The organism is Saprospiraceae bacterium (assembly GCA_016719615.1).
Taxonomy (GTDB): domain Bacteria; phylum Bacteroidota; class Bacteroidia; order Chitinophagales; family Saprospiraceae; genus Vicinibacter.
This window is the reverse complement of sequence record JADJYQ010000001.1, coordinates 271,317-293,244: the sequence shown is the minus strand read 5'-3', so window position 1 is coordinate 293,244 and position 21,928 is coordinate 271,317. Positions and strand designations below refer to the sequence as shown.

The following is a 21,928-nucleotide window of genomic DNA, read 5'->3' as shown; positions in this document are numbered from 1 at the left end:
TTTTAAGGTTTTACTATAATATCTAATGCGGTTTGATGACTTATCCAGGCAGATTCTTCCTGCTCCGCCCTGAGTTGAATGGATTGATCGTAAGATGTTTTATGGAGAATTTCGATGTGAGAACCCGGTTTTAATTTTATACTATCGAGGTACTGTAAAAATTCAGGTTTTTGCTGTCTGACACCTAATACCAGTACTTTTTTACCAGGCACTCCAACACTGGCAAGACTTACTTGCTGTCGATAAGTAAAACTTCCGTTTTCATTGGGTATAGGGTCTCCATGCGGATCGAATTTTGGATTGCCTAGAAAAGCATCCAGTCGCTCCACAAGTTCAATAGATTGTATGTGTTCCAATTGTTCAGCAACATCGTGTACTTCATCCCAATTAAAGCCCAATTTTTCAACAAGAAACACTTCCCATAAGCGGTGTTTTCTCAACAGCATTAATGCCATTTTTTGACCTTCTCGCGTTAAACTCGCTCCATAATACTTTTGATAGGTAAGCAGTTCTTTTTCCGCCAACCGTTGGATCATATCCGTAACCGATGCGGCCGTCGTGCCCATTTCCTTGGCAATTTCCTTAGTACCTGCCGATGCTTCAGGATTGTTCTGGATGATTTTGTAAATTGCCTTCAAATAATTTTCTTCGGAAACAGTTAGCATATTCTAAATTTAGGCAAATCTAAATATTTTTTAAGACGTATCAAAATATAATTTATGGACAGTCGATTTATTCTAATTTCAGACATTATCAGGGCGCGTAAGTCCGAATTTCCATCTACCTACAAATCAGGCAACATTGACCCAAAACTTATTGATGACTTGATTTCCAACGCATTATGGGCACCAAATCATAAAAAAACCGAACCCTGGAGGTTTGTAGTCGTATATGGCGAAAAGAAACAGGAACTATCAGATTTTATGGCAGAACATTACCTAAAAACCACACCTACCGACAAATTTGATATAGTAAAACAAAGAAAAGCTTCAGAAAAACCGCTCCAATCGGGTGCAATCATTGCCATTTGCATCCACCGAAGTCCTGAAGCCTTGATCCCTGCCTGGGAAGAAAGCGCCGCCGTCGCCTGCGCAGTTCAAAATCTTTGGCTGAGTTGCACTGCAATTGGACTGGGAGCCTATTGGAGCACTCCCGGCATCATCAAGAATCTAAATGAATTTCTTCAACTCCACGAACACGAGGAATGCATGGGTTTATTTTATATGGGCTGGTCAGGAAATCCTGGCACAGAACGCACTCGCAATAGTCTCGATCAGGTTAGGCGGTGGTTGTAATGACCTGATGAGATGAATAGAGTTTGAGCGTCTGGATGTCTGGATGTCTGCTTGACTGCTTGACTATTTGTCTATTTGTCTGTTAGTCTGTTAGTCTGTTAGTCTGTTAGTCTGTTAGTCTGTTAGTAAACAACACGAACTAACGTATGTTAGTTCTATAAATTTAAAATATTAATAAATTATTTTAAATATCATTATCAGTTAAAACTAAATCTATAATCTATAATCTATAATCTATAATCTATTATCTATTATCTTTAATCTTTAATCTATCTCACTTCCCATTCAACTCCTGCTCTACCATCCAGGTAGCATCCATTTTGATAATACTATCCACTGGCAACTTCAGTTTGATAGCCTTTTCTCTAATGTGTTGAATCCAGGCTGAATCTGTAGGGATATAATTCATAAGATTTTGTACCTTTTCATAAAAAGCTGAATTCCTAATACTCTTATCCAATAAAATGGCTTCAGCCGTTTCCAAAAAACCCCAACCCAGATTAGAAAAATTCGCATCGGTAGATATGATCACAACCAATTCACATTCGCTCAGATCATTTGCCATGTAATCGCGATTTCCTACTTTCATAGCCAGACCACCGGCTTCATAAACTTCATTATGATAATACCAAAATGGATTTCTTTTGAAACTTTTGTGAATGCCCAAATTGAATAAACTCCAATAATACGAATCGGCAATCACCAAAATATTTGGGAGCGCTTTCCCATCCGGCTTTTCAAATTGATATTCAGGGTAGGCATATAGAGGACCACGCATTGGAATTATTAGATTGAGTCCCTTTTCGATATCATTGTCATCAAATCGCGGTGTGGCCATCTTTATCTCTGTCCAGGAAATATCAGGTAAGTCCTTGTTGCGAATTTTTTCGATCGTATGAATCAAAGAATCGGCGACCAGACAAGCACCATAATGAGTCCAGTGTATTCCATATTTGGGATATAATAAATATCGCGAACTATCTTTTGCTTTTAGAAAAAATTGGTTGAAGTCGATGTAGTTCAGTCCATAATGTTCAGCAGCAGCTAACAAATGTTCGTAATTCGTCTCAGCTTTTGAATATTGAATGCTATCGGGTAAATATTCCGGGTAGAATTGCACTTTACTAGGGGCAAATACAAATAACAAATCTTTATCCCGTTTTTTGAGCAAGTCCCGGATAACACTTGCTCTATACATTCTATTGTAAATACTGTCTTTACCTACAAAATCAAAGCCGTAAAAGGCTCTTATATAATTATACTCATAGAGATAATTTTCCTTCCCCCTAATGACAGAACGCGCATGTACTTTATCGAACAAATAATAATCCAATTGATTATTCAATCGCACAAATGAATTCCTAAAGCCAAATTCATCATTCAACCAGGCTTCTTTGTATTGCTGGTATCTAGCTTCAAACCAATTGGTCCCCGTAAAAGTAATCAATGATTTTTTCTCTATACCTCCCGACAAATCTTTTTCCGAAATCCATTTCAAATCCCCTTGCAGCCAGGGAATACATAACAAAAGCAAAATGCCATAAAATAAAAACTTCAATTGATGCTGTTGTTCTCCCACTTTCATTAAAATCTAAAATAAATAAAAGGATTGAAACCACTTGAGCTGATCAAAGCAATACACAGACTTAACAATACCAGTGAAATCCCAGCCATGCTGTAATGCCTTCTTAAACTGTAGTTTTCAAAATAAATGAGTTGCTGAATCTTACTGCCCGATTTACTAAATGCAAAAAATGAAAACACCAGACATAAAGCTCCGTAAAAATAAAAAGACGAATCCGCTTGAAAACTATGATCAAATGAAAAATGAAACATGTTCTGAAGGTATAAAAAGGCCTTGTCGACTTCCTCTATTCTAAAAAACACCCAACCGATAACAACAATGACAAAACACCAAATGGTCCTGATGATTTTCAGCCATCCCGTTTCCATGCGTTCATAAATCTTCATTAAAAACATTCTTTCGAGGACCAACCAACATCCATGGTAAGCTCCCCAAATCACAAAACTCCATGAAGCTCCATGCCATAATCCTGATGCGAGAAACACAAGCCATAAATTAAAATACAATCTCGATTTGTTTGTTACTTGATTTCCTCCAAGCGGAATGTATAAATAGTTTTTCATCCAACTTCCGAGGGTCATGTGCCATCGTCGCCAAAATTCTGTGATGCTACCGGAAATATAGGGATTGTCAAAATTCTCAGGAAATCGAAATCCGATCATTTTAGCTATACCTATTGCCATGTCTGAATAACCACTGAAATCAAAATAAATCTGAAACGTATATGCAAGGATCCCTGCCCAGGCCATTGGCGTAGATAAACTCATAAAATCTCCAGCAAAAATTTCATCTGCATATTGTCCCATGTGATTGGCAAGGATGACTTTCTTTGAAAGTCCCAAAACAAATCTGTAAAACCCCCTTAATTTATAGTCATAGTTATCATGAGCCGACCGATCACTGATTTGATCCGCCAGATCGTGGTACCTGACAATGGGGCCTGCAATAAGTTTAGGAAATAATATGATATACGTTTGATAATCCCAAAAATGCCGGAGGGGTTTATGAATTCTTCGATATACATCAACAACATATGTGATGGTTTCAAAAGTATAAAATGATATTCCAATAGGAAGTATGAGTTTAGTCCAATGCACCGCTTCCATACCCATCCAGGATAAGAAAACATTGACATTGTCGATAAAAAAATTGGAATATTTGAAATAAAACAGCAATCCAAGATTCACAGATAGAGAAAGCAGCAACAATAATTTTCTCCTGATTTCTTGTTTAGATTGGTCCATCCATCGAACGAGATGAAAATCGAGGAAGGTCGTTCCCAGGATTACAAAAATAAATTTCGGAGCTCCCCAGCTATAAAAGAAAATGCTGAATGCGAGTATAACTATATTCTTATAGGCCTTCCCTACGAGATAATAACAAATCAGGAATGCCGGAAGAAAGTAGAGAATAAAAACGATGCTGCTGAATACCATATGCTCCGAACAAATGTAAGGGATTAATCAATGAACTGTAGCCTTGAAATCAATATTGGAATCCCACAGGTATCTGAGTAATGTTGAATCATTGCGATTTTCCACCAATTACGATTACCCATTCACCAACAATTTTTACAGATGCAAGCTTGGTTTTAATTTCACCAAGGGTACCCGTTATATATTCTTCATATATTTTTGATATTTCTTTGGTAAAGCAAGCTTGCCGATCTGCACCGAACCCATCCATCAATTCATCGATGCATTTGAGTATTCTGTGAGGCGATTCATAAAGAACCATTGTACAATCCAATTGGGATAGCCACTGAATCTGGCTGTTTCTTCCTTTCTTCTGAGGCAGGAAACCATTGAAAAAAAATTTATCGCAAGGCAGTCCTGAAGCTACTAATGCAGGCACAAATGCCGTTGCTCCGGGTAATGCAATTACCGGAATATTTTCGGCACGGCATGCCCTAACCAGCAGATAAGCGGGATCAGAAATGCCCGGAGTTCCGGCATCGGTCACCAACGCCATGCTTAAACCAGTTTTAAGTTTTTCGATAATCAATTGATAAGAACGATGTTCATTTTGACTGTGAAAACTCTTGAGTGAATTGTCTATATTAAAATGCTTGAGCAATTTATTGCTCACTCGTGTGTCCTCCGCAAGTATGAGATCTACCGAAGATAATATGCCCAATGCCCTTGGGGTCATATCAGATAAATTTCCAATTGGTGTAGGAACGAGATAAAGGCAGGGTTTCGGATCGCGTTGTTTATCCATTACATCTATAGAACCTGTAACAAATTATATTATTGTCATGGTAAACTGATAATGCTCTGTAATCGGGTTTGATAATAATTTTTTGCAACTGTTTTCTACTATTTCCTGAGCAAGTGACTCTGATTCTGCCTCCACAATCAGTTCTATATGTTTTCCAATTCTGGCATCTTTCACGCCCTGAATATCCAGATAATGGATATTGTTTACTACCGCTTTTCCCTGGGGATCCAGAAGTTCTTTATGTGGCATAATGTCGATGAATGCTTTATACGATTTCATAAGTGATGCGTTTGAAGATTTCTAAATGGATGAAACAAACTAAAGAGTATATGGATTAAAATGATCAGACTTAGAACCCCTGCACCCAACCAGAAGCTAAAAATGATACATATAAATTCAACAAAAAGTAATACTGCATTTTTTTGAAGCCATTCCCTGTAAAATTGGATTTTAATAATCTTTAAGCGACTTACCATCAATATCGAAAAAATGATAATTAAACTGAGAAACACAAAAGGTTGAAAAATCCAATTTAAACAGGAGTCTGTCTGTTGATACAATGCTAACAAGCCCGCAAAAAACAAACCATTGGCAGGTACAGGCAATCCCGTAAAATAATTGTTTCCTTGTTTGATATTGACATTGAACCGGGCTAAACGGAATGCCGCCATCAGGGTCAATAAAAATCCGAAAAAAGGAACCCACTGCATGACCGGATTTGTTTTTTCCAGGATGTGAAATGCAATCATCCCAGGCACTAATCCGAAACTCACAACATCTGAAAGTGAATCCAATTGCACTCCTAATTCACTGCTTTGTTGAAGTCGTTTTGCGACAAAGCCGTCCAGGAAATCGGCGAGTCCTGCCAAAACCATAAAATAGATACACCAATCGTAATTTCCTTTTTCAAGGCTGATCAGTGCACAACAGCCAAATAACAGATTACACGAGGTTAATAAATTGGGAATGGTAAACATCTACCCTGAATGAATCGCAAAAGTAATAGTAATTCACATCAGCTTTAGATTATTAATTTACAAAGTCAATCTGTTTTTTAATAATTTTGGGCAAGTTTTCCACATTTTAACACAAAATCAGGGTTTATAGTGTCTTTTTACTTATAAAATGCGTTATGAATCAAAGATCTCTATGAACAAGGTTTTTTTATCGTGCCTTTTTATTTCGCTTTCTTGGGCTCAATTATGGGCACAACCATCCAATGACAATTGCAACAATCCCATTATTATTGGGGATGTAACCAAATTTTGCAGCAAAACAGGAGAATATACAAACGTTGCAGCTACTCCTTCGGGATATGGTTCAGCGACCTGCTGGTCAAGTACAGGCAGAGATGTTTGGTTTCGTTTCAGAGCATTTTTTACAGATGTAAGCATCACAATCATTGGCACAAACAGGGGTGGAACTCCGGGTGGAACTTTGTCGGCACCAATGGTTGCTTTATATCGTGGAATTTGTGGTGGTACCATTTCTGAATTGGAATGTGGCGCAGCAACTATGGGAAATGGAATCGTCAATATCTACCAGGGCGGATTGGTGGTTGGTGCAGATTATTTTATCCGAGTCGATGGCATAAACAATGCCACCGGTACCTTTCAATTATGCATTAATAATTTTAATCCTCCTGCTAAAGCAGAACAGGATTGTCCGGCCTCTACCGTTTTATGCGATAAATCTCCTTTTGTGGTCCAAAGCCTGACCGGCAGCGGACTTTTTTCAGATGAAGCTTTCGATAGCTGTCTAGGTGACAACAATACCACCAATTCTGAATCTTCTTCCGTTTGGTATTCATGGGTAGCTGCAAACGATGGTAGCTTAACTTTTACTTTAAATCCCCTCAATCCGTCCGATGACATCGATTTTGCCATCTATGAGCTCCCAAGCGGCATTCACAATTGTGCAGACAAGCAAGTACTGAGATGTAATGCTACAGCGCCACCTTGCGCCGGCCCAACCGGGCTCAATTTCACCGATCCCGATATCACGGAAGATCTCAATTGCAACAGTGGTGAAAATGGTTACTGCAAATTTATCGATATGCAACAAGGTAAAGCCTACACTCTGGTCATTAATAATTTTACGAACACCGGTATTGGCTTTTCTATAGATTGGGGTGGCACGGGAGAATTTTTGGGACCAGTCGCAAATTTTGGCATTGAACCTCCGACGGGATTGCGCTGTGAAACCGATTTCATGGTTGTTGATTCTTCCTACATTAACCAGGGTACTATATTGCGATGGACCTGGAATTTTGGAAAGGATGCAATACCGCAAACTGCCAATGGAAAAGGTCCCCATTTTGTAAGGTACAGTTCAGTTGGTGAAAAATATATTACCATGACCATTGAAACGAGTACCGGTTGCAAAGTGACCGACATTCGTAGATTGATAGCTGAACCCTGTTGTGACGACTTGCCCACATTGACCCTAAAAATAGACAGCTTGCGCGATGTAACTTGTTTTGGTGATAGCGATGGCATGATAGCTATAAGCGGTGATCAGGGTTCTCCTTTTGAAGATATTATTGGTGGTGTTCCAATCACTTATTACCAATACAGCTTAAACGGACAGGATTTTAGTCCGACCAGTCGCTTCACAAATCTTCCGGCAGGAAAACATATCATCATTGTACAAGATCGAAAAGGATGTGTCGACACGATTGAAATAGACATTAAAGAACCCGAAAAAATTATTCCCAATGCCGGAAGCGATATTGAAATTGATCTTGGTGATATAATAGATTTAAATGCATCTGTGATCCCGGCTGGATTTTATCAATACCAATGGTACCGCGGAGATAGCATAGATTGTGTTAGCTGCCAAAATACAAATGCACTTCCATTTAATGACGGGTATTATGCCTTACAGGCAACCGACAGTAAAGGGTGTTTTGGAGTAGATAGTTTTTTTGTTCGCGTCCGAAAAAATTATGAAATTTATCCACCCAATGTTTTTAGTCCGAATGGGGATAATATCAATGATATCTTTTTTACAGGAGGTAGCAAATCGCTTTTAAATATTGATGAAATGCTGATCTTCGATCGATGGGGCAACCTCGTGTTCAGAGCAATAGATTTGATTCCAAAAAATCCTACGAGTGGCTGGAATGGAAGATCCGGAGATCAGAATTGCCTGCCCGGAGTTTATGTGTATCAAATCAAAGGGCGCTTCCTGGATGGCTTTGTAAAAACGGTAAGTGGAGATCTTACGCTTTTGCGATGAAAATTATTTCCAATTATTGCATTCTAATCGCGAGCCTTCTCTTATCCTGCCAGGAAGAAAAAAAAGAATTATCAGATCTGGATGCAGCGCAATTAAAAGATAAGGAATATTTTCAAAACGTCCATATCCGCTACAGTGATTCTGCTGAAATCCGAATACGAATCCAGGCTCCGGAAATGATCCGGTACATTGAATCCGGAAAACTGAAAGAAGAATTTCCAAAAGGATTTTTAGCCTATTTTTATAATAACAGCAATATAGCCAGCAATACATTGTCTTCAAAATATGCCCTTCGCGTCCATGCGGAGGGTAAAACTTACATGAAAGACAGTGTCGTTTTTTCCAGTGCCGGAGGTGAGCTTTTAAAAACAGCCGAGCTCGTCTGGAATGAAACCGCCGGCCGTCTCTTCACTGACAAATTTGTACGCATCATCCGTAAAAACGAAATCCTGCAGGGATACGGTTTTGAAACCGACCAAAATTTCCGGGAAGGAACGATCAAATCCATAGATGCGATCATTCCCTCCGAAAAGTTATTTAAGGAGGAGTAAAGACGGAATGTTTGAAGTACACGGTTTGACTTTTTGACTGCTTGACTGCCCGAGGACTTAGAATTAGTTTCTTGTTTGATCGGGTGTGTTTTACAACTTCGACCTGGAGACATCTACCAATGAAACGCATTGCAAAGCTTAAACTTTTATCAAATATGCTGACATTCCATTAGAATTTTAAACGATTTCCTTACATCCCCTCTAAGTTTACTTAATTATTTGCCTAATAGCCTACACACCTAAAAGCCTACAGGCTCTCTTTTCGTATCTTTGACCCATGTTGGGACTATACATCCTCCTGTTTATTTTATTAAGCTTGCTTTTTGCAGGAGCAGAGATTTCATTTCTATCTGCAAATAAATTTGCTTTAGACGTTTTTAAGAATAAAGGATTTGGGAGCAGCAGGATATTGACTGCATTGTACCTTAAACCCAACCAATTTTTAGCATCCATGTTGGTCGGTAAAACTTTAAGTATCGTAGTCCTCATTTACCTGCTCAGCGACATGTTGTTAAACACCTTGCAAGCGTTTGGGTGGAATCCCGTTTTCGTTTTATTTCTCCAAATTTCCATGATAGCGCCAGTCATACTCATGATCAGTGAATTTTTTCCAAAACTCGTATTCAGAACCTATGCCAATTTGTTTCTACAGAGTTTTGCCTATCCCATTTTTATACTGTCCAAACTTTTGTACGTTCCCTCGAAAATATTGTCCTTTGTCTCCAACCGTATCATCCGCAAACTATTTAAACAAACGTACGTTAGTACACCCAGCGACTATTCACACGACGACCTGGAAACCTATTTGGAAGGACCCATTTCGATATCAGAAGAAGATGTGGACACAGATATATTAAAAAACGCGCTCCATCTGAAACAGGTAAGAGTCAAAGATTGCATGGTTCCCCGTACTGAAATGGTGTATGTAGATGTATCCGATCCTATGGTAGAAGTCATAAAGGCATTCTCTGCCTCAAATTTATCCCGAATCATAGTTGTCGATGGCGATATTGATGATGTTTTGGGTTACATCCACCATCAGCAAATGTTTAAAGATCCTACAGATGTCCGATCCATCTTTATGGAGATTCCCTTTGTTCCGGAAACCCTGAACGTTTATGATCTGATGTTGAAAATGAACAAGCAGCATCTCTCAATTGCCTGTGTTGTAGATGAGTTTGGAGGTACAGCAGGAATCATTACACTTGAAGATATTCTCGAAGAAATTTTCGGAGAAATTGAGGATGAACATGATAAAGAAGATTTTTTTGAAGAGCGTCTTTCAGATCATGAATATTTATTTTCAGGAAGATTGGAATTATCCTATTTGGAAGATACTTACGCAATCTCACTTCCCAAAGGAGACTACCATACACTGTCCGGTTACCTCGTTGCTAGCTTAGAAAACATTCCCGAACAAGGCCTTTCCCTTGAACAAGATGGATACAAATTTACTGCGGAGCAAGTCAGCGATACGAAGATCGAAACCATCCGGGTGGAGAGGGTGTAGGAATTTAGGCTTGTAGGCTTGTAGGCTTGTAGGCTTGTAGGCTTGTAGGCTTGTAGGCTTGTTGTAGGCTTGTAGGCTTGTAGGCTTGTAGGCTTGTAGGCTTGTAGGAAAAAACAAGCCCTAACGAATGTTAGTTCAAATATTATTCAATTATTTTCAAATTATTACTCATAACTTTAGTTGCAACAAAGCTTGTCTTTTTGCACTTTGCACTTTAATCTTTAATCTTTTACATGTCCCGTAGGGACAAAATATTGGTAGCCTTTTAGGAAAATCATGAACTACCTGCCGCAGGTAGGCAAGAGTAGGATTATTGGTAAGCAGGATCGTCAGATAGAAAAAGACACGTACTAACGAATGTTAGTACAAAAAATGGAAATTATTTTTTTAATTTCTGAAATTTGCTCCTTCCGAAATCATCATCACCTGTTTACTGATTAATTTCTGCATCTCGGGACTCTTTGATCCTAGCTCCAGAATCCATTCCATCCAGTAAATCTCCTCCATCCGTAAAATCCTGTCATTTCATTTTTGCTTTTAACCGCAGCATCCGTTTTCCTTTTTTATCAAACCATAAGGCATCTTTGCAATTGGGATCGCCATGATAGTTAAATGTGATCTCTTTTCCTGCCGGAATATTTTTGATGGCATGTACCTCGATACAATCATTGTCCGGGTCGTAAATATATTCGGAGTTGGGGCTATACGAATGATTATAAAGTGATCCATAACCCAAAGCTATTGCTGCCTGTTCATCATTATCACCCCAAACGAAATAATAATCGTGCAATTCGGTGTGGTGGATGATGTCCACTTCATTCTCCGGAATAATGAGTATCGGACAAATTTCGATTAAAGCCCCTTTGGGTATGTCCGTTGCACAAAAAACAGCTCGCCCCTTGTTGCGAACATTTGCAATGTATAAACCTGCTAATCTCTGCATGTTGCTTTTCAATTGGCTGTAAAATTATTAGCTTTGCGCCAGTATATGATGCTCATGCAGGATGTTAAATTATTTTCCGGGACCGCTTCCCGGGCGCTTGCTGAAGATATTGCCGACCATTACGGCGATTCTCTCGGAAAATTGAACCTACTGCGTTTCAGCGATGGAGAAATGCAACCGGTTATTAATGAATCCGTGCGCGGTAGTTATGTTTTTCTCATTCAGTCAACATACGCGCCTTCCGAAAACCTTTTTGAGCTTTTGCTCATGATTGATGCTACCAAAAGGGCTTCCGGTGGTTACATCACTGCCGTTATCCCCTATTTTGGGTATGCCCGGCAGGATCGAAAAGATAAGCCCAGAGTACCCATTTCAGCAAAACTCGTAGCTAACTTACTTCAGGCTGCCGGCGCCAACAGAATTATGACCATGGACCTACACGCTGACCAGATCCAGGGGTTTTTTGACATTCCTCTCGATCATTTGAAAAGCGAAGCCATCTTTATGCCTTTTCTGGATTCCTATATGAAGGAAAATACGGTTTTTGCATGCGCAGATGTGGGCGGAGTAAAAAGGGCAAGGAGTTATTCAAAACATTTTGGAAAAGACCTGGTCATTTGCGATAAATACCGCAAAAAAGCCAACGAAGTTGAAAATATCACTGTCATTGGCGATGTGAAAGACCGCGAAGTCATCCTGGTCGATGATATCGTAGATACTGCCGGAACACTTTGTAAAGCCAGTCAAGCTTTAATAGACAAAGGTGCATTAGATGTTAAAGCCGTCTGTACCCACCCTGTATTATCGGGAAAAGCATTCGAAAACATTGAAAACAGTCGAATTTCGGAAATGATCGTAACCGATTCCATCCCTTTAAATCGCACAAGCTCAAAAATCAAAGTCCTCAATTCTGCCAAATTATTTGCTAAGGCGATCCGGAATACGCACGAACATCGCTCCATCGAGGCACTTTTTATTGATAAATAGCTGACATTTTCCATCTTTTTATATCTTTGCGCTCCCTAAAAGGGATTTTAATAAAATTTTGATTTATGGAAACCGTCGTTATCAACGCCAGCCCTCGAACAGACACCGGAAAAGTTGCATCTAACCGCTACCGCAGAGAAGGTGTTGTGCCTTGTGTCTTGTATTCTAAAGAAGGCAATTTGCAATTTAATGCTCAACCTTCTGAACTGAAAGCCTTGTTGTACACTCCAAAATTCAAGGTTGCAGAAATAAACTTCAACGGACAGACTCACCGTTGCATCTTAAAAGAAGTACAAACTCACCCTGTAACCGATCAAATTACACATTTGGATTTTCTAAAGCTCATCAAAGGTACTCCTGTAAAAGTGGAGGTTCCCGTGACTTTAAAAGGTGCCGCAGTTGGTGTTAAATCGGGTGGTAAACTGGTTCAAAGAATTCGCACCGTCCACATTAAGGCTTCTTCCGAAAACATTGTACCTGAAGTTTATTTGGACGTTACCAAACTCGATTTGGGTCAAACCATGAGAGTTCGCGATATCATCCCCGTTTCAGGTGTTGAAATCGTAAATCCAGCTAGTACGCCGGTTGTAGGTGTTGAAATTCCACGTGCTCTGAAAGGTGCCGCTGCTGAGGAGACCAAAGCCGCTGCTGGAGCTCCTGCTAAAAAATAATAATCCCTTTTTTATAATACAAAAGCCGGCCCAAAGCCGGCTTTTGTATTTTGTGGAAAACTTTAAACATGTCTTCCCTACGCCTTAGTTTATGCCAAATCCCCATAATTTGGGAAAATCCAGCTGCTAATAGAGAGGCCATAGAACAATTGCTTTTCCAGCAACTTAAACAGCCTACTGACCTTCTGATCTTCCCGGAGATGTTTACGACCGGATTTAGCATGGCTTCGGATAGGCTCGCAGAAAACATGGACGGACCTACGCGCATTTGGATGCAAAAAATTGGAGACATGTTTAATTGCGCTGTTGCAGGGAGTCTCATCATCAAGGAAGAATCTAAATTTTATAATCGCTTAATCGCAGTCCGAGCCAAAAGTGACCAAGCCTCGTTTTATGATAAAAAGCACCTTTTTACCCTGGCCAACGAGCATCAACACTATAGCCCGGGCTCACGCAAAATGATACTTGAGCTCAATTCCTGGAAAATTGCATTTTATATCTGCTATGACTTGAGGTTTCCGGTTTGGTGCAGAAATGAAGATGGCGCCGACCTCATCGTGTTTGTTGCCAATTTCCCTGAAAAAAGAGAACTTGCCTGGAATAGCCTTTTGCCAGCAAGGGCTATCGAAAATCAAAGTTTTGTGGCAGGCGTCAATCGAATTGGAAGTGATGAAATGGGAATTCACTATAAGGGGGATTCTGCAGTCTATGATTTTGAAGGAAGACCTATGGTCCATCTAAATTCAGCCCATGGCATCGCTCAGCTTGAACTGGATCTTGCTTCGCTCCAGGTATATCGCCGGGCCTACCCTTTTCTCAAAGACCGGGACCTGTTTGAATTCAAATAAGCATCATAACGAGTTTAAACAAAGCTGCTCCTAAGGCGTTATATCATTCCTGCTTTCCAGATAGTTAAAAATATATTAAATATTTATTTAATATGTATAATCTTATTATATTGCAGCTTGTATGAATATTATCCTTATTTTACGACATACATATCCTGGCCTTAAAGGCTGCTTGGCTTTGGTGGTTTGTCTCTGTATTTCATGTTCCGCGCCCAAAGTAGTCGTTGGCGATCAAAAACTAAACGAAAATGATCCCTGGAAAATGAGAGAAAGCATTCTATCGAATGGAATGCAATTGTTAGGGACGCCCTATAAACGTGCTGGAAAAAATACAGATGGTTTCGATTGCAGCGGTTTGGTACAATTTCTCTTTTCAAAAACCGGATTAAGCATAGGACCCAGCTCACGAGACCAAATAAACAAGGGAACGGAAATTGATCTCGATGCTGCCAAGCCCGGGGATCTCATATTTTTTGGTACTAAGAATCAAGTGAGCCATGTCGGACTGATCTGTAGCAATAAAAAAAATGAATTATACATTATACATAGTACTTCGTCTAAAGGAGTAATTCATGAAAACATCCTAGCATCTGACTATTGGCTGCGCAAAATTTTACGCATCAATCAGTTTGAATCCTATCTTCCTGAAAACTTGTTAACTCAGCATTAAGCTTAGCTTATCATTTTCATTTAAGCGCATTCATTCGTTATAAATCCTAATTTCTCTTTCCCCTCTCTTAGACCAGGCTCTGTACATACCATTCGAATTAAACGGAGTTGCAATATTTCCGAATCGGTCTATGGCAATCAATCCACCTTCTGCACCGATCGATTTTAATTCCTTATGAATAATGGTTTCCGCGGCTCTATGCAATTTTTGCTTTCCATATAATATTCTTGCATGCAAATCATGTGCTACAGCATACCGAATAAAATATTCTCCGTGTCCGGTACAGGAAACTGCACAGGTTCTGTTGTCTGCATAGGTACCGGCACCAATCACCGGGCTATCGCCCAGGCGATTCCATCGCTTGTTGTTCATGCCACCCGTCGATGTGCCGGCTGCAAGATTTCCACGGAGATCCAACGCCACGCAACCCACTGTGCCTAACGAACGTTCGTTATCTTCTTGAAGTGCCCCTGTATTAGTTGTTTTCAATTTTTGTAAGGTATTCAAATGTTGCAGCCATCGCTCTTCCGTATAAAACCAATTCGCATCTGCAGTATCCATTCTCATTTCCATTCCAAAAGCTTTAGCACCTTCTCCGACTAAAAAAACATGTTGTGATTTTTCCATAATAGCCCTGACCAGGCGGATAGGATTCTTGATACCCTGAACACCGCCGGCTGCACCCGCCGAATGTGTAGCACCATCCATGATGCTTGCATCTAATTCCACTTTTCCTTCCCGGTTAAAAACCGCTCCTTTTCCTGCATTGAATAAAGGACAATCTTCCATAAACACAATCGTTTGCTCAACCGCATCAAGTGCTGTACCTCCATTTTGTAATACACCCTCACCAATGGATAAGGCTTGCTCCAATGCCTTCAGATAGGCTGCTTCCTTTTCTACAGTCATATTTTGCCTGGAAATTGCTCCTGCACCGCCGTGAATAGCGATGGCCCATGTTGATTTTTTTTGAGCACCCAAAACTGTGCTGCAAATAAGAATGAAGCACAAAAATCCAAAGCCGGGTAAACGCGAAGTTTGGATCTGATTTATGGTTCCTAAATGAAGCTTGAGAATTTGTCCAGGTACAAACTTTTTTTTCATATTTTTTTTATTTTAGCTTCGTTTTTCGATTTCATCAAAAATAATTCTTTTTCCATTAGGTCCCAATTTGAATACCTCATAAATCTCCTATACATACGTGATTCATTAAAAAATATCCGATTTCACTCTTCTAACTTAACAGAGCCCCATGCTTAGAATGTTTCTGCTACTTTTAAATGCATTTATCAGATTTATCTAGCCAGCCATATCAAATTTTATGCTGCATGACCTGAACGCGATGTTGAACAATGCGTTTGATCAATCCGACTGGCAATTCCTGTTCAAAAGGAAATTGTATAGCACCTTTTGAAGTTTTATAAGGCTCCAGTTCCTTTTTGAATAAAGTAATGGCTTCCGGAGCCGGATAAAATCCCAGATGTGACTTAAAAGCCGCATAGTGTACCAAGTTTCCATTGAGCTTATATGTCGGAATATTATAACTTATGCATTCTTCCGCTTGTGGTGCAGTTTGTTGAATGATGTCTCTTATTTCATTTAAGCGAGTTTTTACAGGTTCTGAAAAAGCATTATGATACTGATCGATGTTTTGAAATTTAATACTTCCGTATGGTTTGTTCTTTGTTTTGGCCATATTAATTTTTCATATAAAGTTATTAAGAAATTTATTGAAGACTCCAAATTTAACAATCTACTACTTTGCTTTGGTTATCTTTGTTTACAACAAAGCCTAAGTTTTGAAACGGATTGTTATAAGCCTTATCTGGATATCACTCTTCAGTGGTTTACATGGGCAGAGTCTCATCATCCATCATAGCCTGGAAGACAGTGCTTTTGTCTGCGGAAATAGTCTCCTGAAAATTGAAGTGGAAAACAGTTCGTCAAGTCTTCTTAGTAATCTGCATTTTCAATTGATTTTACCATCTGGAACTTCTTATATTCAGGGTTCTGCAGTCAATGCAACTGAGTTTAACCTTAGCATTCCACATCAACCAGAGTTTACACTTACACCACTTGCTGTTGGTGAAAAACGCATACTCCAATTGCAATTTGAAATAAGTTGTTCCTTATTCGATCAGGTTAACAGTGGAGCATTATTTCAAAATAAATTAATATTCAGACATTCTTCAGGAATTGATTCCCTGCTTACCGAACCACCTTACCGGATCGAAACAGGATTTCTGGTGATCCCCCAGGTGAGAGATACCATTATTGAAGCAGGTAATCAAATGAAACGAACCATACAAATTCTCAATTCAAGGTTAGGTCCAATAAAGGAGTTCACATTTACAGACCAACATGATCCTTTAAAATTGACATCCAATTCAGGAACCCTTTTGATGGAGGATCTTCAAAATTTGCAACTGCATTTCAGCAGTAAAGATTTTATCCTTATAGGCGATCGCGATTCTTTGTTTGAAAGAAATGAATCGATTTTTATAGAAGAAATATTAATGGATAGCAACTGCCAAGCCAAAACCATCCATTCAAATTTTTCGGTATCCTGGGGATGTTCACAATCCTTTTGCCAGTCGGATATGGAAACAGCAGATGTAATCTTTACGAATCCGTCCGGAAATGCGCGATTAAATTTTTCCATTGATGTTCAGGCCCCATCTTGTCATTGTGAACCTGAAGGTGTGAAGTTTCAAATGCACATTCAAAATACCGGGACCCGCAGAGCTGACAGTCTATTATTAGATTTATTGACAGAATATCCTGCAAGCTCTACAGAAGTATTTTCATTTTTAATCGATAGTTTCAGGATTCAGGGCAATGCGTCTATAATTTCAATCGAGACTATCGATGAATTTAACGGAAACAATTGTGCCCAGGGTTCTTTTGCTGAACAGGCCTTACTTTCCATCAGCCCCATTTTACCGGGACAACAAATTACCTTACACGGTCGCATACTCATCTCGCCACAATTTAATGGCAATCAGTTTCCATTTTTTTATAATTACCGCTACATCACATCGTGCAAGAATACAGTTTCTATGAATCTGAATCCACTCGAATATTCAGTAGATCTTAGAAAAACACAGGTCATTTCACATATACTCGGCACCTCAAACAAATCAAAAGTATTTACAAAAGACAGCACTATTTATTTACACGACAGTATTCGCGTAAATCAAACCATCAATGACGCACCTATAGACCTACTCCTCGTCATACCATGCGGTTTAATATTATTGGATTCAAGTTTCATTTTAGAAGGAATCCGCCCCATAAATATTGATTATGACAATACGGACCCTAGTGCATCTTTAATCTACCTCCAGTACAGGCCCGGATTTTTTGAAAAAAAACTTCACCTACTTTCAATCCCTTTAAAAGTAGATTGTGAAGCTCCTTGTTTAAAAACCCTGGGCGGAACTTCAAGAAGGTTTATTACTTCTTGCGAAGAAAACAAAAACGATACTTTGAAAATTGAGGGTTTACTTTGCAGCGAACTGAGTTTGAATTGTTATGATGATGGAATTTGTAGTTGCGGACCTCGTTTAAGAGCTCTCTTTGGCTATTCTATGAATTGTTCAAGTTTAAATTTTCAAATAGATACCATTCCCGCATATGCTCATTTCAATTCTTCCATTTATCGTTCAAATATTTACGACAGTGATAAAGATGGAAATCGACTCAATGACGGAACCGGAAAAGCAGATACTGGTGATGTACAATTAAATAGATTCATTACTGGTGATACTCTGATAAATATTTTTGAAGCTGAAATTGTGGCCGATGTTCAAAATTTCACTAGTGATTCCATTGTTTTTCTCGTTTCACATGATTTAATATTGGTCCCCTTCAAAGCGGAAATGGAGTATTACAATCAGGAAACAGGGCTAAGTTATACTTGTACTTTTGATTCAATTGGAAAATACTCCAGTCAGGGTTCATCAGTAGTCTGTGGTAAAATTGCCCTCAGAAGTGAATCCTATGGTTCTGGACATCGCTTTTCATTACCTATAGATTCTCTCATATTAAAATGTGGAGTTCCACCAAATACTTTGATCAAAAACGGAGATCGTTTTAAAGTAAAACTTCATTTCAAATTTCTTGGAAATGTGAATGACCGGATTTATAATACTTCTATAGCCAATTATGTTCAACTCTTCAGCCGGACTTCAGGATTTTTATTTCCATATTCTTGTCAGGTTATCAGTCATCAGCTCGCAACAGCAACACCTGGGCTAATCATCTCTTTGCCGGCTACGGATATCTACTATTGCAATAATGCCTTACAATTGGAAGCGCTCACTATTAAAGGAAATAAGAACCTTTCAGACTTTTTCAAAAATGAATTTCGTCCAATAACAATTCTCGATAGCATTAAATATTTTTTACCGGATGGAATCACCCTGGATACGCTTTGGGTTTATTCATCTTACTTTGATTCATCCGGACAACAGCTCATTCGAAAAATTTTTCTGTTACCACAAAAACGCAACGGTTTCTTTTACGTGGACCCTGATCAACTCAAAGCTATCATATGGGATGAATCACATGTACTGGAATTTTTTCCACATTTGGTAGTAGATCGTTGCAGTGTGTTGAAAAATGACAAAGTCCTTTTAACATTCCAATATTTTATAAGCAGTGGTCGGGACAGTATTTTTTGGATAGCTCCGGATGTGCAAAAACTATACAACCGATATACTATTAACAGTAGTCTTGAATACCGCTTACTCAATCCCGGGAATAAACTTGAGTTTAAACAAAAAGAACTCTATATTTCTTCAAATGAATTGTTGTGGGATCTTTTATACCCGGTTGAGGAAGAAGCTGGCTTCTTAAAAATTGAAATGCAATCTGCCAAAGGTCTTGTTGACCAGTTCAAAATAGTAACAGAACCTAAAGTACCTATAAACGATATTAATCCACTTTGTATTTTACTTGGTCCTTTTGTAAAAGACAGTACATACATTTTTAAAATGAGTGGCTTTGAAAAATCCTGTGAACAGGATACCCTGATCATATATTCCAGTTGGTCTTGTGATTCGTTAGCCCTTATAATGTCATTGGATACATGCCTGCGTACTCAAATTATCATACCGGTCATACCTGCCAAACCAGAATTGGAACTGGATATCCGGCAGGAACAAAAAACTACATTGCTTTGCGATACCCTATCAGAAATAATGCTTGAGTTTTTCAACGCCAATAAAGGAACAGCCTATCAGCCGGAACTTTTTATTGAGATTCCAAATGGAATTACGATAATTCCTAATTCCGTTTATGTTGCATATCCCTCAGGTTCCAGTTTTATTCCGCTACCACTACCTGTTTGGGTCAATGGAAAAACATATGTCTGGAAACTTAGCGAATTACTTATGCCACTTCAAATAAAGGGACTTTCTGGAATTCAATTTCAGCCGGAAAACAGCATTCAAATTAAATTTACAGCTCTGACGAGTTGCGACATAGAAGCCAACAATTATTTTATTTATACTGCCACAGGTATGGATCTGTGTAATTCTTCAAGCAATACCATCCGCAAAGCTGGCAATGAAATAGAAATTGATGGAGTGACGAAAGTCCCAAGAATCAGAGCCCAGGTAAAATCTATGATTCCTAAAACATGCGAAAATATTAATCCCCTCTTAGAAATTGAATTTGAGATGGATCAGACTTCACAATTCAATGACAGTTGCCTGATCCGTTTCCCTAAACCCCTGCGTTTGCTTGAGAATAGTTTTAAACCCATACAAAATTTGGGAAGCCCAAGCTTAGTCACAGAAGAAACGGCAGATGAATGGTTGATCCGATTTAAAATTACGGAAGGTATTCCTGCAAATTCAATCATCCAATTTCAATTTGAAGTCCAGGGATGGGAGCTTTTAAAGTGTGGTGATCATAGCATAAAGCTGGAGTTTTATACCAGACGTAATGCATATTGCAAAGCAAGTCAAATGGATTGTTCTGTTTTTATCGTCACCGGACAAATCGAAGTGCCTATGTCAAAATTACTAACAAACGTTCGTTTGGAAAATCTGAGTCTTATGGAAGACAGTTCAGCACATTTGAATATAAATTTCGATCTCCTGACTTCCGGAGCCGAGTTTTTGGAAGATTCGGTTTTGTGCGTTGGTTTATTCATAGATCGTGAACAAACCAGTGTGCTTCAAACAAATGATTCGCTGGTGCATATCTTTAATTTTTCCGCAGACCTTTTGAAAACGAATTCCCGCTATAACCATAAGGCGAGTATCCAGATACCCAATACTTTAAGTTGCCATTATATTTTATCCATATTAAAAAATCCGTGTATTTGCCAAGGTGATACTTTACATGCCGCGATCAACTCGATTCAAATTTATACCTTTTGTGATAGTTTGTGTTTCGGCGATTCTCTTTTATTGGGCAATACTTTTCACCTGGCGAAAAATTATAAATGGACCATGAGCCCATCTGCATGTGATACATGTCAGCAACAATGGTATTTTTCGAATGCAATTAAACAGGTTCTTGTTGATAGTTTTGTATTGGAATTATCGGAAAATGAAAACTGCAAGCGGATCTATACTTATAAAATACTAAACTTTCCTCCGACAGAAGGGCTTTATACCATTGAGGAAGTTTGCAGAAATCAAGACATCATTTTAGATGGCGGATCGCGTAAAAACATTTTTTGGTCAGGCCCTGCAATCATAAATCCAAAGCAGATTCTACAAAAAATAAATGTGAGCAATCCCGTGAGGTATGTTTTGCATTATACAAATGATGATGCATGTTCGAGTACAGATACATTTGATTTCTATTTTAATAGTGATACGACGCGATTTCAGATCAGTCCGGATACGCTTATCCAGGCAGGAGACAAGGCATCATTATATGTGACTCCGGGATATCGGTACGAATGGATGCCCGCCCAGGATTTGAGTTGTACCGACTGTTCAAGTCCTTTGGCCAGCCCAACAAAAAATACATTATACACCGTCATCATAACAGATTCTTTGGGCTGCAAACATGCGCTTGATGTTTTGGTCCGTTTAATAGTTACCGATTGCGAGCAATTGCCCATAGGTATTCCAAATGCATTCTCTCCGAATGGCGACCAATCGAATGATTATTTCAGGATACGTGGCCCAATTTTGGAAAATTTTAATTTAAGAATTGCTAACCGTTGGGGTGAAATTGTCTTTGAAACTGCAGACCAAAACATTTACTGGGATGGCAGATACCGGGGGAAAACCCTGCATCCTGATGTTTTTGCTTATTTTCTCCAATTTGATTGTGAAGGACGTAGGATATTCAAAAAAGGCAACGTCAGTCTATTGAAATGATTCTGACCAATGTAAATGTATTCTAAATGGACAGCCATTTAGCCTGACATATGATTGAT

18 protein-coding genes are annotated in these 21,928 nt (G+C 39.0%); 9 read left to right on the top strand and 9 right to left on the bottom strand.

The features are described 5' to 3' along the window. Nucleotides 1-2: 2 nt before the first annotated feature. Entirely contained in the window at nt 3-665 is a 663-nt protein-coding gene (locus tag IPM92_01245; protein ID MBK9107025.1) for a metal-dependent transcriptional regulator, read from the bottom strand. A 54-nt stretch (nt 666-719) separates the two neighbouring features. On the opposite strand from IPM92_01245, the gene IPM92_01240 reads away from it, so the two are divergent. Then, entirely contained in the window at nt 720-1,295 is a 576-nt protein-coding gene (locus IPM92_01240) for a nitroreductase (GenBank protein MBK9107024.1), read from the top strand. 274 nt (nt 1,296-1,569) lie between these two features. On the opposite strand, the gene IPM92_01235 is transcribed toward IPM92_01240, so the two are convergent. From IPM92_01235 to IPM92_01215, 5 genes are all read right to left on the bottom strand, one after another. Beyond that, nucleotides 1,570-2,880, bottom strand: coding sequence for a hypothetical protein (locus IPM92_01235; protein MBK9107023.1), 1,311 nt, complete (start codon nt 2,878-2,880; stop codon nt 1,570-1,572). After that, nucleotides 2,880-4,316 carry an MBOAT family protein gene (locus IPM92_01230; protein MBK9107022.1) on the bottom strand — a complete coding sequence of 479 codons (1,437 nt, stop codon included), beginning with the start codon at nt 4,314-4,316 and terminating at the stop codon, nt 2,880-2,882. The genes IPM92_01235 and IPM92_01230 overlap by 1 nt, the downstream gene beginning before the upstream one ends. Nucleotides 4,317-4,404: 88 nt before the next feature. After that, nucleotides 4,405-5,100 carry a 16S rRNA (cytidine(1402)-2'-O)-methyltransferase gene (gene rsmI, locus IPM92_01225; protein ID MBK9107021.1) on the bottom strand — a complete coding sequence of 232 codons (696 nt, stop codon included), beginning with the start codon at nt 5,098-5,100 and terminating at the stop codon, nt 4,405-4,407. Between the two features lie 24 nt (nt 5,101-5,124). Next, nucleotides 5,125-5,379: a phosphoribosylformylglycinamidine synthase subunit PurS gene (gene purS, locus IPM92_01220; GenBank protein ID MBK9107020.1), complete on the bottom strand. Its 255-nt coding sequence runs from the start codon at nt 5,377-5,379 to the stop codon at nt 5,125-5,127. Further along, entirely contained in the window at nt 5,376-6,077 is a 702-nt protein-coding gene (locus IPM92_01215; GenBank protein MBK9107019.1) for a CDP-alcohol phosphatidyltransferase family protein, read from the bottom strand. The genes purS and IPM92_01215 overlap by 4 nt, the downstream gene beginning before the upstream one ends. Before the next feature lie 172 nt (nt 6,078-6,249). On the opposite strand from IPM92_01215, the gene IPM92_01210 reads away from it, so the two are divergent. The 3 genes from IPM92_01210 to IPM92_01200 all read left to right on the top strand — a co-directional run bounded on the left by IPM92_01210 (nt 6,250) and on the right by IPM92_01200 (nt 10,401). Further along, complete coding sequence (locus IPM92_01210; protein ID MBK9107018.1) at nt 6,250-8,340, top strand: gliding motility-associated C-terminal domain-containing protein; 2,091 nt, start codon at nt 6,250-6,252, stop codon at nt 8,338-8,340. Then, nucleotides 8,337-8,891 (top strand): LPS export ABC transporter periplasmic protein LptC, encoded by a 555-nt coding sequence (lptC, locus tag IPM92_01205; protein ID MBK9107017.1) that lies wholly within the window; start codon nt 8,337-8,339, stop codon nt 8,889-8,891. The genes IPM92_01210 and lptC overlap by 4 nt, the downstream gene beginning before the upstream one ends. A 277-nt stretch (nt 8,892-9,168) precedes the next feature. Further along, nucleotides 9,169-10,401 carry an HlyC/CorC family transporter gene (locus tag IPM92_01200; GenBank protein MBK9107016.1) on the top strand — a complete coding sequence of 411 codons (1,233 nt, stop codon included), beginning with the start codon at nt 9,169-9,171 and terminating at the stop codon, nt 10,399-10,401. A gap of 520 nt (nt 10,402-10,921) precedes the next feature. On the opposite strand, the gene IPM92_01195 is transcribed toward IPM92_01200, so the two are convergent. Then, a complete protein-coding gene (locus IPM92_01195; protein ID MBK9107015.1) occupies nt 10,922-11,344 on the bottom strand; it encodes an SET domain-containing protein-lysine N-methyltransferase in 423 nt (140 codons plus the stop codon). A 54-nt stretch (nt 11,345-11,398) separates the two neighbouring features. On the opposite strand from IPM92_01195, the gene IPM92_01190 reads away from it, so the two are divergent. The 4 genes from IPM92_01190 (at nt 11,399) to IPM92_01175 (ending at nt 14,520) form a co-directional block, all read left to right on the top strand. After that, nucleotides 11,399-12,331, top strand: a complete 933-nt coding sequence (locus IPM92_01190) for a ribose-phosphate pyrophosphokinase (GenBank protein ID MBK9107014.1) — start codon at nt 11,399-11,401, stop codon at nt 12,329-12,331. Between the two features lie 65 nt (nt 12,332-12,396). After that, nucleotides 12,397-13,002: a 50S ribosomal protein L25 gene (locus tag IPM92_01185; protein ID MBK9107013.1), complete on the top strand. Its 606-nt coding sequence runs from the start codon at nt 12,397-12,399 to the stop codon at nt 13,000-13,002. Nucleotides 13,003-13,070: 68 nt separating this feature from the next. Next, nucleotides 13,071-13,850: a hypothetical protein gene (locus tag IPM92_01180; protein ID MBK9107012.1), complete on the top strand. Its 780-nt coding sequence runs from the start codon at nt 13,071-13,073 to the stop codon at nt 13,848-13,850. 121 nt (nt 13,851-13,971) lie between these two features. Continuing rightward, nucleotides 13,972-14,520: a C40 family peptidase gene (locus IPM92_01175; protein ID MBK9107011.1), complete on the top strand. Its 549-nt coding sequence runs from the start codon at nt 13,972-13,974 to the stop codon at nt 14,518-14,520. A gap of 30 nt (nt 14,521-14,550) precedes the next feature. On the opposite strand, the gene IPM92_01170 is transcribed toward IPM92_01175, so the two are convergent. Next, nucleotides 14,551-15,624 carry an isoaspartyl peptidase/L-asparaginase gene (locus tag IPM92_01170; GenBank protein MBK9107010.1) on the bottom strand — a complete coding sequence of 358 codons (1,074 nt, stop codon included), beginning with the start codon at nt 15,622-15,624 and terminating at the stop codon, nt 14,551-14,553. A gap of 208 nt (nt 15,625-15,832) precedes the next feature. Continuing rightward, entirely contained in the window at nt 15,833-16,216 is a 384-nt protein-coding gene (locus IPM92_01165; protein MBK9107009.1) for a DUF1801 domain-containing protein, read from the bottom strand. A 103-nt stretch (nt 16,217-16,319) separates the two neighbouring features. Here IPM92_01165 and IPM92_01160 point away from each other — a divergent pair, with 103 nt between their 5' ends. Continuing rightward, on the top strand, nt 16,320-21,869 hold the full coding sequence (locus IPM92_01160; protein ID MBK9107008.1) for a gliding motility-associated C-terminal domain-containing protein: 5,550 nt from the start codon (nt 16,320-16,322) through the stop codon (nt 21,867-21,869). The last annotated feature ends 59 nt before the right edge of the window (nt 21,870-21,928 follow it).

Coding starts and splice junctions, on each gene's coding strand:
- IPM92_01200 (MBK9107016.1), top strand. CDS start 9,169: ATGTTGGGACTATACATCCTCCTGTTTATTTTATTAAGCTTGCTTTTT.
- IPM92_01165 (MBK9107009.1), bottom strand. CDS start 16,216: ATGGCCAAAACAAAGAACAAACCATACGGAAGTATTAAATTTCAAAAC.
- IPM92_01185 (MBK9107013.1), top strand. CDS start 12,397: ATGGAAACCGTCGTTATCAACGCCAGCCCTCGAACAGACACCGGAAAA.
- IPM92_01195 (MBK9107015.1), bottom strand. CDS start 11,344: ATGCAGAGATTAGCAGGTTTATACATTGCAAATGTTCGCAACAAGGGG.
- IPM92_01190 (MBK9107014.1), top strand. CDS start 11,399: ATGCAGGATGTTAAATTATTTTCCGGGACCGCTTCCCGGGCGCTTGCT.
- IPM92_01170 (MBK9107010.1), bottom strand. CDS start 15,624: ATGAAAAAAAAGTTTGTACCTGGACAAATTCTCAAGCTTCATTTAGGA.
- IPM92_01210 (MBK9107018.1), top strand. CDS start 6,250: ATGAACAAGGTTTTTTTATCGTGCCTTTTTATTTCGCTTTCTTGGGCT.
- IPM92_01235 (MBK9107023.1), bottom strand. CDS start 2,880: ATGAAAGTGGGAGAACAACAGCATCAATTGAAGTTTTTATTTTATGGC.
- rsmI (MBK9107021.1), bottom strand. CDS start 5,100: ATGGATAAACAACGCGATCCGAAACCCTGCCTTTATCTCGTTCCTACA.
- IPM92_01215 (MBK9107019.1), bottom strand. CDS start 6,077: ATGTTTACCATTCCCAATTTATTAACCTCGTGTAATCTGTTATTTGGC.
- purS (MBK9107020.1), bottom strand. CDS start 5,379: ATGAAATCGTATAAAGCATTCATCGACATTATGCCACATAAAGAACTT.
- IPM92_01240 (MBK9107024.1), top strand. CDS start 720: ATGGACAGTCGATTTATTCTAATTTCAGACATTATCAGGGCGCGTAAG.
- IPM92_01180 (MBK9107012.1), top strand. CDS start 13,071: ATGTCTTCCCTACGCCTTAGTTTATGCCAAATCCCCATAATTTGGGAA.
- lptC (MBK9107017.1), top strand. CDS start 8,337: ATGAAAATTATTTCCAATTATTGCATTCTAATCGCGAGCCTTCTCTTA.
- IPM92_01245 (MBK9107025.1), bottom strand. CDS start 665: ATGCTAACTGTTTCCGAAGAAAATTATTTGAAGGCAATTTACAAAATC.
- IPM92_01175 (MBK9107011.1), top strand. CDS start 13,972: ATGAATATTATCCTTATTTTACGACATACATATCCTGGCCTTAAAGGC.
- IPM92_01230 (MBK9107022.1), bottom strand. CDS start 4,316: ATGGTATTCAGCAGCATCGTTTTTATTCTCTACTTTCTTCCGGCATTC.